The organism is Bradyrhizobium sp. STM 3557 (assembly GCF_045571465.1).
Taxonomy (GTDB): Bacteria; Pseudomonadota; Alphaproteobacteria; order Rhizobiales; family Xanthobacteraceae; genus Bradyrhizobium.
The window spans coordinates 2,028,785-2,040,902 of the sequence record NZ_CP120697.1 but is presented as its reverse complement, the minus strand read 5'-3'; the positions used below and the strand labels follow the sequence as shown (position 1 = coordinate 2,040,902).

Sequence of the window (12,118 nt, the reverse complement as noted above, 5' to 3'; positions counted from 1 at the left end):
TTGGTTGTGCAAATAACGTGTATACTTTAACGCGTGTTTACTATATTTAAATGGGACACTCTTCCACTGTTTTCGGCCTTGCCAGAGCCGACCTGGATGAGCCGCTCCCTCCACAGCGCTGACACAAAACAGCCCGCAAGTCGGTTTAAATCGATTGGAAAGCAACTCCGGCCATACTGATGGAGGCGCCACTGTCAGGTCAACCTAATCGGTCTGCGCGCTCTACGATTGGCAGGGCTTTCATGCGGCCGGAATTGAAAATCATTCCGTTCCCTGCGCGTCCAGCGCTTCGGGACAAGGAAGAATTCGCCTTCCTGCCTGCTGCCCTGGAGATCGTCGAAACGCCGGCCTCACCGACCGGCAGGGCAATCGGTGCGACCCTCATCGCGCTTTTTCTGACCGCGCTGATCTGGGCCAGCCTTAGTCATGTCGACATTGTGGCAACGGCGAATGGCAAGGTCATTCCCACAGGCCGCAGCAAGGTCATCCAGCCACTCGAGGCCGGTGTCGTGCGGTCGATACGGGTCACCGACGGGCAGAGCGTCAATGCCGGCGACGTTTTGGTCGAGCTCGATCCCACCATCGTCCAGGGCGAAGTCAATCATTTGCAAGGCGACCTGCTCGCGGCGCAGCTCGAGATCGCCCGCTTGCGTGCAGCGCTCACAGATGCTGACGATCCGTTATCAGCATTCCAGCCGCCCAAGGGAGCAGACGCATCCCTGGTCGCGATGCAGCGGCAGTTCTTGATGGCCCAGACGACCGAGCAGCGCTCGAAGCTCGCGGCGCTAGACGGGCATCGGACTCAGAAGGAGGCCGAGCTCGCGACGATCTCAGCCACGATCGAGAAGCTCAATGCGGTCATTCCAACCATCGAGGAACGGGTCAACATCCGGAAGTCTCTGAACGAGTACGGCTCCAGACTGCAGTATTACGAGGTGCTGCAGCAGCTGACGGAAGGACAACAGGAACGCATGGTCCAGAAGAGCCGGCTGAAAGAGGTGCAGGCGGCCCTTGCAGCGATCGTCGAGACGCGTGCACAAACGGTCGGAGAATATCGGCGGACCTTGTTCGGAGAGCTGGCCGAGGCCGAGCGGAAGGCCGCCGGTCTCACGGCCGACTTGTCGAAGGCCGAACAGCGGCTGAAGCTTCAGGAACTGACCGCTCCCGTCTCGGGCATCGTGCAACAGCTCGCGATCCATACCTTGGGCGGCGTGGTGAGTCCGGCGCAGACCCTCATGGTGATCGTGCCGAGCGATAGCCCGCTGGAAGTCGAAGCGATGGTGAGCAACCGCGACATCGGATTCGTCCACGCCGGCGACGATGTCGAGATCAAGGTCGATACGTTCGATTTTACGCGATACGGGCTGCTTCACGGCAAGGTGCGAACCATCTCGTCTGATTCGATCGCGCGAGAAACAAGCGACAAACAAAATGACAAGGTCACCGGCTCGCCGGAGGCCACGAGTGAACCTGCCGGGCAACAGCTGACCTACGCGGCGCGCATTTCGGTCATCAGCCAGGAGATGCGGGTTGAGGACAAAACCGTTCGCCTCTCGCCCGGAATGGCCGTCACTGCGGAAATCAAGACCGGCTCCCGCAGGATCATCAGCTATCTGTTGTCCCCGGTGCTGAAATACGGGCAGGAAAGCTTCCGCGAGCGCTAATCTCCTCCAGGATGTCGCTGCATCCGGCTTGAACTGCCGCTGCGCCGGGCTCGTTGCCGGTCGGCGTGTGCCTTGCCTGTCGATAAGGATCGCCTGCGGGCGTCAGCTGCGGGCAAGTCATTCCCAGACTAATCTGCTGGCGGGATCGCCGCTGGTGTTTCTGCGGGAGCCCCTGCAGCAGGCTTCTTGGCAGGCTGCACCACCGGTATGCCTGTCGAAGCAGTCGGACGGCCCCGAGGGACAGTCCCGGCCGCCACCGAGCCGCTGCTCACGGGCCGCGGGACACTCGCCGTTGCAGGCGCCTCCAAGCTCGGCCTGAGCGGAACCGGCGGAGCGCGCCCCGGTGCGCTGGGCGCTGCGGCCGGACCGTTCGCGACGGCAGCTCCCGCGCGTGGCACACTCGGCTTGGCGGCTTGCATCGCTTGGCGGGCCGCTTGGGGAGCACGCTCAGTGAGCCCCGCCGAAGGCAGCGGTCTCGCTGCCAAAGAAGGCACCCGGTTCGACGGGCCAAGTGCTGGCCGCCGCGCGTCGTCAGAGACAGGTTTTCCGCTCGATGCCGACGCGGATGGTGGGGTCGTTTGCCGTGGCGTGCCCGCGGCCGGCGCCACCGATTGGTAGCTCGGCCCGCCAATGATCCAGGGCGCCGCGGCCACAGCGGGAGATGTAGCGTTCGTCGCGCCTGCGGTCGGGTCCCATGGGGCGGGCCGCACGGAAGGCGGCACCGCGCTTATCGAATTAGCTGCGTCACCGGTCTTGGCATAGTCCTGGGGGAGCTGCTCAGCTTCCCTGGGAAGCGGAGGGGCTGCTGCAACCGCCGCACCCGACTTTGCAGGGAATGGCGACGTCAGGGCTGGCAGATCATGGTCGCCGATAGGGCCGACCGGGACAGCCAAGCGCGGAGGCTCCAGGGCCGAAGCGTTGAGGAAATAGTTCGGCATCGGCAACAGCGGCTCGAAAGCCAAATCCGGGTCGCCGAGATTTAGTCGCGTGCGTTCGACATATTGCCGCTCGTCCGGCAGCGGAGACGGAACGTCACATTCCATTCTGGCAAAAGTGGCAGGCGGCACGGCGGCGGCCCCTGCACGCGTCAGCCATCGCTGAGCATCAGCCAGATGCGGACCACGCGGATACCGCTCCAAATACGTCCAATACGCGTTCGCATTGTTCTTCTGAGTGCTGCGATGCCAAGTGAGGACCTCGCGCCGCACCGCAAGCAAGGCGCGTACGCGGCTTGTCATCGGATCTTTCCAGTATTCTGCGAGAAACTCGGAATAACCGTCGAAGGTATCGCGCAACAATGCTGTGAAATAGGCGTCGCCCGCCGACAATGTGCGCATCGGCTGCGTTCGGAAACTGCGGGTCAATTCGGGGGCATCCGTCCGCTGGGGCGCATCGGAAGGACGTTCCGCGAACACGAACGAATTCTCCAGCTTGGCGTTTTGCCATGGTACCTGACCGCCATTCGTTGTCTCGTTGACCCTCAGTCTGACGCGGGCAAAGAGGTCCCCCGCAGACAGGCCGTCCTGACCAAGCATCTCGGCGAGAGCGACCGCGTAAGGACCGAAGCCAGCGCTATTGTCAGAAGCGATGGTGCCGGGCGCGGCACTGAGCGCGACGAGAAAATTGGTCTCCGGTTCGGCCCAGGCGAAGCCGGCCGCCAACGGCCCGTCAGCGATCGCGAACGGATTCTTCCGTGCGGCATCCAGAATAACAAACGCAGCTTTTGGGCCGAGTTCGGCGAGCGATCCGGTGAGGCCCGACAGTTGAACGGCGTCCCGCCGGATGTCCGAGGTCTGAGTGGGGACGGCGTCGACCGGAAGCAAGTAGTTGTTGCCTTCGACCTGCAATCCAAGACCGGCAAAGTAGACCACGACCACACTGCCGGGTCCGAACGCTCGAACCTTGTTGCGGAACGACTCGAACGCCTGCCGCAAACCTTTTGTATCGAGATCGCGGCTGCCGGTCACGTCGAACCCTTGCATCCGCAACGTCTGTGCGACCAGAGCGGCGTCATTAGCCGGCGTAGCCAGCGCCCCGGTCTTGTATGTGGCATTCCCGATCACCAGCGCTAGCCGGCTTTCCGACGCGTTCGCGACGGCTGCGAGCGGAACAGACAGAAGCAAGAGCGCGAAGAGGCTTCGCAGAATATGCGATATCATCACAATAGCCTTAAAGGACCCGAGGAGGCTGAGCGCAAGGACCGAAAAGGCCTTGCGCCCCTATTCAAGGCTCCCCTGCCATGAGCCGGCCGCCCGACGCTCGATCAGGAGCGTTCTCAGACGTTGGCGTGCTGCTGGGGCGGGATCACCGCCAGATGAGCTAGGCTCGACAACTGGTCCAGGCCGAGCAGCGAACCGTGTTCGGTGTTGGACGACGTGCTTGCGAAATCCGAAGCCATATACTGCGAGAACAGGGCGATCTGCTGATCCAGGCTGCTGACCTGCGCCGAGGCAATCGGAGGATCAACGACCGAGGTGCCGCCATGCCCATCGCTCGATGCCGTGAAATTCGCGAGCGAGTAGCTGCCCAGCAGGGCCACCTGCGCAGTGTGCGTCCCGTCGCTCACCGTCAATGTGCCCGGAGAATTGTTGCCTGAATACGCGAGCGACGCATTGCTTCCCGCGGTGATGTCCTTGAAATCGATGACATCGGTGGTGGTGAGCTGGCCGCCGATCGTGCCATGGAACTGGTCAGAGTGATCGATGATGAGCGTGCCAGTGGCGCCGCCGAACATGATCTCGCCGGAGAAGCTCCCGGTCAGCTCCATCGTTTGCCCGTTCGGGATGGTAATGATGCCGTCACCGTTGAGATCTTGCTGGAAGAGCAGCTCATAGGTCTTCAAAGCGTTACTATCAGCTGAAACTCCGGAGACCAGATCCTTGACGTAGTTCCCGCTGCTGTCAACGCTCCATACGTTGTACAGGCCGGTCGTTGTATTTTTCCAGACCACGTCGTAGCCGCCGCTGACCGCCTCGGCTCCAAGGATCGTCCAACTGCTGCCGAGCTGACCAACGGCCAAAACAGCTCCACCGAACTTCAGCTGCGGACCGGTGCCGCCGCTCGATGGATTAAGATAGTAGGTGTCCGCGACCTGGGTTAGCTTGGTCGCGCCAGAGGATTCCAAAGCCCCCGTGTAAACGCCAATTGTACCATCACCATTGAGGTCCTGCTGGAAGACCGTCTCAAATGATTCGAGAACGCCACTCGTGGCGGAAGCTCCGGAGACCAGGTCCTTGACGTAGTTCCCGCTGCCGTCGACGCTCCAGACGTTGTACAGGCCGGTCGATGTATTTTTCCAGACCACGTCGTAGCCGCCGCTGACCGCCTCGGCTCCAAGGATCGTCCAATTGCTGCCGAGCTGACCGACCGTCAAGACCGCTCCACCGAACTTCAGCTGCGGACCGGTGCCGCCGCTCGATGGATTAAGATAGTAGGTGTCCGCGACCTGGGTTAGCTTGGTCGCGCCAGAGGATTCCAAAGCCCTCGTGTAAACGCCAATTGTACCATCACCATTGAGGTCCTGCTGGAAGACCGTCTCGAATGATTCGAGAACGCCGCTCGTGGCGGAAGCTCCGGAGACCAGATCCTTGACGTAGTTCCCGCTGCTGTCCACGCTCCAGACGTTGTACAGGCCGGTCGAGGTATTTTTCCAGACCACCTCGTAGCCGCCGCTAACCGCCTCGGCTCCAAGGACTGTCCAACTGCTGCCAAACTGACCGACGGTCAAAGCTGATTTGTCGAATATCAACTCTACGCCGCTAGTTCCTCCAACCGGCGTCAGGAAATAATTGCTGCCGACCCGGAGTAGACTGGTGGACCCGGCCGCATCGATCGGTGTGCCAACCAGACCAACTGTACCATCACCATTGAGGTCCTGTTGGAGAACGCTCTCGAATGATTCGAGAACGCCGCTCGTGGCGGAAGCTCCGGAGACCAGGTCCTTGACGTAGCTCCCGCTGCCGTCGACGCTCCAGACGTTGTACAGGCCGGTCGACGTGTTCTTCCAAACCACGTCGTAGCCGCCACCGACCGCCTCGGCTCCAAGTATCGTCCAATTGCTGCCGAGCTGACCGACCGTCAAGACCGCTCCACCGAACTTCAGCTGCGGACCGGTGCCGCCGCTCGATGGATTAAGATAGTAGGTGTCCGCGACCTGGGTTAGCTTGGTCGCGCCAGAGGATTCCAAAGCCCTCGTGTAAACGCCAATTGTACCATCACCATTGAGGTCCTGCTGGAAGACCGTCTCAAATGATTCGAGAACGCCGCTGGCGGCGGAAGCTCCGGAGACCAGATCCTTGACGTAGTTCCCGCTGCTGTCCACGCTCCAGACGTTGTACAGGCCGGTAGAGGTATTTTTCCAGACCACCTCGTAGCCGCCGCTAACCGCCTCGGCTCCAAGGACTGTCCAACTGCTGCCAAACTGACCGACGGTCAAAGCTGATTTGTCGAATATCAACTCTACGCCGCTAGTTCCTCCAACCGGCGTCAGGAAATAATTGCTGCCGACCCGGAGTAGACTGGTGGACCCGGCCGCATCGATCGGTGTGCCAACCAGACCAACTGTACCATCACCATTGAGGTCCTGTTGGAGAACGCTCTCGAATGATTCGAGAACGCCGCTCGTGGCGGAAGCTCCGGAGACCAGGTCCTTGACGTAGCTCCCGCTGCCGTCGACGCTCCAGACGTTGTACAGGCCGGTCGACGTGTTCTTCCAAACCACGTCGTAGCCGCCACCGACCGCCTCGGCTCCAAGTATCGTCCAATTGCTGCCGAGCTGACCGACCGTCAAGACCGCTCCACCGAACTTCAGCTGCGGGCCGGTGCCGCCGTTCGAAGGGTCGAGATAGTAGGTATGGGCGGCTTGGACCAGGTCCGTCGTGCCAGCAGCCTCGATGGTGCTCGGCTGGTCCACCGACAGGCTTGAAAAAGTAACCGCAATGCCTGTCAAGTTGGCATTATTGCCCGCGCTGTCCTTGATGGTCGTGCCGCTCGGCAGATTGAGTTGGCTGATGGCGAGCGCAGAAACATCACTGTCGCTCGCAGCTACCGTATAACTGAAGGTCAGCGCATTGGTGCCGGAGCCGCCGACATAGATCGCCGTGCCGCCATCATTGAGCGTCAGCGTCGGCGTGCCACCCGCCACCGTCACCGCCTCGCTCAGTTTCACCGTCAGCGTCACCACGCTGCCCGCCGCCACGCTACCTGCGCTACCCGTGATCCCCGTTCCGGAGGCTGCCACCGACGATATGGTCGGTGCCGTACCATCGATCTGCAGCGTTCCCGAGGGGTTGGTGATGGCCCCCGTCAAGGCGGCGCTATTCCCTGCGCCGTCCTTGACCGTCGCACCATTGAGATTGACCGCCGTCACTGTCAGGTCGGCGGTGTTCTGGCCTGCCGCCACCGTGTAGCTGAAGGTCAGCGCGTTGGTGCCGGAGCCGCCGGCGTAGGTCGCCGTGCCGCCGTCATTGAGCGTCAGGGTCGGCGTGCCGCCCGCGACCGTGACCGCCTCGCTCAAATTCACCGTCAGCGTCACCACGCTGCCGGCGCCAAGATCGCCACTGCCGGACGCCACCCCCGTCCCGGAGGCCACCACCGACGAGACCGTCGGCGTGGTCGTGTCGATCTGCAGCGTTCCCGATGGATTGGTAACCGCCCCGGTGAGGATGGCGCTGTTGCCTGCACCATCCTTGACTGTCGCGCCATTGAGGCTGACCGCCGTCACCGTCAGGTCGGACGTATTCTGGCCGGCCGCCACCTTGTAGCTGAAGGTCAGTGCATTCGTGCCCGAGCCGCCGCTATAGGTCGCCGTGCCGCCATTGTTGAGCGACAGCGTCGGCGTACCGCCCGCCACCGTCACAGCCTCGCTCAGGTTCACCGTCAGCGTCACCACGCTGCCAGCGCCAAGATCGCCGCGGCCTGAGGTAATGCCCGTCCCCGAAGTCACCACCGACGATACGGTCGGTGCGGTGCCATCGATCTGCAGCGTCCCCGAGGGGTTCGTGACCGCCCCGCTCAGCGTGGCGCTGTTGCCCGCGCCATCCTTGACCGTCGCCCCATTGAGACTGATCGCTGTCACCGCCAGGTCGGAGGTGCTCTGGCCTGCAGAGACCGTGTAGCTGAAGGTCAGCGTCGAGGTACCGGAGCCGCCGGTATAGGTCGCCGTGCCGCCGTCGTTGAGCGTCAGCGTCGGCGTGCCGCCGGCCACCGTCACCGCCTCGCTCAGGTTCACCGTCAGCGTCACCACGCTGCCGGCGCCAAGATTGCCGCTGCCCGAGGTGATGCCGGTCCCCGAGGCCGCCACCGACGAGACCGTCGGCGCGGTCGTGTCGATCTGCAACGTCCCGGAGGGATTGGCGACCGCCCCGGTCAGGGTGGCGCTGTTGCCGGCGCCGTCCGTGACCGTCGCGCCGTTGAGGCTGAGCGCCGTCACCGTCAGGTCGGAGGTGTTCTGGCCCGCCGCTACCGTGTAGCTGAAGGTCAGCGCTGACGTGCCGGAGCCGCCGGTATAGGTCGCCGTGCCGCCATTGTTGAGCGTCAGGGTCGGCGTGCCGCCCGCGACCGTCACCGCCTCACTCAGATTCACCGTCAGCGTCACGACGCTGCCGGCGCCAAGATCGCCATTGCCCGAGGTGATGCCGGTCCCCGAGGCTGCCACCGACGACACCGTCGGCGACGTCGTGTCGATCTGCAGCGTTCCCGAGGGATTGGTGACCGCGCCTGTCAGCGTGGCGCTGGTGCCGGTGCTATCCTTGACCGTGGCGCCATTGAGATTGAACGCCGTCACGCTCAGATCGGACGTGTTCTGGCCCGCGGCGACCGTGTAGCTGAAGGTCAGCGCTGACGTGCCGGAGCCGCCTGTATAGGTCGCCGTGCCCCCGTCATTGAGCGTCAGCGTCGGCGTGCCGCCCGCGACCGTCACCACGTCGCTCAGGTTCACCGTCAGCGTCACCACACTGCCGGCGCCGAGGTCGCCATTGCCGGACGTGATTCCAGTGCCCGAGGCAACGATCGATGAGACTGGAAGGACCTTGGCGTTGACCTGCAAGGTACCAGACGGATTTGTCACAGCCCCTGCGAGATTCGCGGCATTGCCTGCGCCATCTGCCACTGTGGCGCCGTTCAGATTAACAGCGGTCACCGCGAGGTCAGACGTGCTCTGACCTGCCCCGACCGTGTAGCTGAAGGTCAGTGCCGACGTCCCAGAGCCCCCGGTGTAGGTGGCGGTCCCACCATCATTCAGGGTCAAGGTCGGAGTGCCACCGGTGACGGTTACCGCCTCGCTTATATTGACGGTCAGCGTCACCACGTTACCGGTGGTAAGATTGCCACTGCCCGAGGTGATGCCGGTGCCGGACGCCACGACCGACGCCACCGTCGGCAAGGTGGTGTCGATCTGCAAGGTGCCAGACGGGTTGCTCACGACGCCTGACAGATCAGCCGCATTGCCGGACGCATCCGTCAGGGTGCCGCCATTGAGGGTGAAGGCTGTGACCGCGAGATCGGAGGTATTCTGACCCGCCGCCACCGTGTAGCTGAAGGTCAGCGTGCTGGTGCCCGAGCCGCCAACATAGGTTGCCGTGCCGCCGTCGTTGAGCGTCAGGGTCGGCGGTCCACCGGCAACTGTCACATTGCCGCTCATGTTGACGGTCAGCGTAACCACGCTGGCCGCGCCGAGATCGCCTGATCCCGACGTGATTCCGGTTCCGGAAGCCACGATCGATGAGACGCCGACCGAGGCGCCCCCGATCAGCAGCGTATCGACCGCCGACTTGCCGGATGTGCCGGACGAGTTTGTCGCCGTGGCGGACAGTTTGTGAGCGCCGCCGGACAACGCGCCGGTCGTGAATGACCAGGTGTTGTCGCTGTTGACGGTCGCGGTTCCGAGCGCGGTCGTGCCGTCATACACCGTGACCTTGGTGACGCCTGAACCCACCGTGCCGTAGAGCGTAACAGCATTTCCAGTGAGCGCATTGCCGGTGATCGTCGGTGACGCCGGCACTTTCACGGTCGCGCCGAACCCGGACCCATTCTCGGTCCCGATCGCGCTGACGTCGCCCAGCGAATTGACATTGTAGGCCTGGATCGAATTCCACGTGCCGTATTCGAAAGAGGGGCTTGTGAACGTCCAGTGGCCGGTGCTGTCCACAGCGGCGCTGCCGAGCGGCGAGCCGTACGACGTCATGAAATAGACGGTCGTGTTCGCGCCTGCCGTGCCGGTGAAGGTGAAGGTCCCATCGCTATTGGCGACGGGGTCGCCGAACACGGGCGTCTTGACGGCCTGGGTATCGATGGTGACGCCGGGGAATTGAACGGCCGCGCCGGTGAGGATGGCGCCATTGCCGCTGGAGTCGGTGATGGCAGCCCCGCTCGGCAGGGTCATGCCGGTGATGGCCAGCCCCCTGAGCGTCGTGTCGCTCGCGCCCACGACATAGGTGAAGGTCAGCGTGCTCGAGCCCGAGCCGCTCTTGTAGACCGCGGTGCCGCCGTCATTGAGACTGAGCGTCGGCGTCCCCGTGACGGTCACAGCGGAGCTCATCGTGAGGGTGAAGGTGATGGTCTGGCCGACCAGCGCCTCTCCGCTTGCGGCTGAGATCGCGACGTTCTTGATGATGGGACCGGTGAATGTGCTGATCGTCGCGGCCGCGGCCGACGATGCAGCGCCGACCGTTCCCGACCCATCGGTGGCGGTGGCGGTCAGGGTGTGGCTGCCTGTCGCGAGTGCGCCGGTCTCATAGAACCAGGCGCCGTTGGACGCAACCGTGACCGTCCCGAGCTTGATTGATCCGTCATACACGGTCACGGTGCTATTGGCCTGTGCGGTGCCACTCAGCATCACCTGATTGCCGTTCACGGTGTTGCCGAGAATGAGCGGCGCACCCGGCGCTGCTGTCACCGTGGTGTTAGCGTAATTGACCGTGATGGTCTGATTGCTCGACCAACCCTCGTAGACGCCCTCTTTCCAATACATGCCGCCGCCATAGCCAATCGGACCATGGTAATCGACGACCTGCGTGCCATTGATCCAGATCTCCACGAAACCGTTGGAGTTGTTTTGGAAGCTGACCTCGATTTGGATGTCGTAGTACTGGCCGCGGACGATCGGCGTGGGCGACACGTAGAGATAGCCGTTGTAGGGATCCCCAGTCGGCGTTGCAACCGTCCAACTGTTCTGCCCGGTGAGCGCATAGAATCCCTCAATTGCAAGATAGTCACCCTGGCCCTGCCCGTTCGCCCCTGCCAAGTGAAAGGCCAGCGGCGGGCTTCCGCCCTGAATGTTTTGATAGGTGGTGTTGTTATCGTCGCCGTGAAATTGGCCAAGAATCAACCAGGCCAGATTTCCACTAGTGTCGCTGAAGCCGGGCAAAACCTCGAACTGGTATGAGACACTAATCGTCTTCGTCGCGGCGAATACGGTGCCGCCAGAAATCTCGCTTCGATGGCTGTCATTGTCTGCCCAGATATCGTTGGGCCGCAACTGAAACTGCAAGGTGTGGCTGTCAAGCTGCGTGATCGCCCACGGTGCGTTGCCATTCACATTGGCATTTTCAACGTAGTAGGGTTGCCCGCCGACATAAATCGGGGCCGACCATTGATCAGTCAGCGGCGAGAAATTGCTGATATCGGACGCGACGGTCAGCGTCACCGCGGCCGAGGCCGAACTGGTGGTTGATCCGGCGGCGGTCGCAGTCGCGGTAAAGCTGTGACTGCTGTCGGTCAGCGGCTTGGTCTGAAAGGTCCAGACTCCGCTGCTGTTCGCGGTCGCGGTGCCAATCTGGGTCGAACCATCATAGATGACGATCGAACTGTACGGCACGGCGGTGCCGACCAGAGTTAGTTCGTCGGAATAGCTCGTCGAGCCATCGTTATCGAGGGCGAGATCGTCAGGAGATACCGCAAGAATGACCGGCGATGGAGTTTTCGCCATTAATCGATCCTCTCATGGTCTGCAAACATTCGTGCAAGGCCAGCCGATAGATCACGCTCGTCAGGCAATTCAGGAGCCAACGCGCAAAGTATTTGCCGTTCGCAAAAAAAGGGTTCCAAACGGGGATCTATTTTTAAACGAGGGTCGATTTTTAAATGAGGCTCCATTTTTAAATGCGGGTTGCTTGATAAAGACCGCGAATCGTGTGGCCGCCGCGCGCCGGCAAGCCGGCTCCCGATCGCGCTGCAGGTGACTGCCGCGCCCAGCCTTATTCCCGTCAAAGGCAAAACCGTCCCCCGAGCTTGTCAGACCGTCCTTACGCTCGCCGCAACCCCACAGCTCACTCTGTGATCACCGCCCCCCGCCCCCGGGAGCAGATAACAAAATTCCAACATGGTTAACTGAAGGTCGCTGGAGTAGGTGCTCGGGTTGTTCAAAATGTGGCGCGAGACGGGTTAAACCGCCGCACCCCACCTTATGCGACCCGAAATAAGCAGGAAATCCGGCACAACGGAAAATTCGAGAAAAT

3 protein-coding genes are annotated in these 12,118 nt (G+C 62.3%); 1 reads left to right on the top strand and 2 read right to left on the bottom strand.

The features are described 5' to 3' along the window. Positions 1-179: 179 nt before the first annotated feature. Positions 180-1,664, top strand: a complete 1,485-nt coding sequence (locus P6U24_RS09120) for an HlyD family type I secretion periplasmic adaptor subunit (RefSeq protein WP_407158799.1) — start codon at positions 180-182, stop codon at positions 1,662-1,664. 128 nt (positions 1,665-1,792) lie between these two features. Here the strand turns inward: P6U24_RS09120 and P6U24_RS09115 are convergent, their stop codons facing one another. Then, positions 1,793-3,823 (bottom strand): caspase family protein, encoded by a 2,031-nt coding sequence (locus tag P6U24_RS09115; RefSeq protein WP_407158798.1) that lies wholly within the window; start codon positions 3,821-3,823, stop codon positions 1,793-1,795. A 116-nt stretch (positions 3,824-3,939) separates the two neighbouring features. Next, positions 3,940-11,589 carry a heparin lyase I family protein gene (locus tag P6U24_RS09110; RefSeq protein WP_407158797.1) on the bottom strand — a complete coding sequence of 2,550 codons (7,650 nt, stop codon included), beginning with the start codon at positions 11,587-11,589 and terminating at the stop codon, positions 3,940-3,942. Between the last annotated feature and the right edge of the window lie 529 nt (positions 11,590-12,118).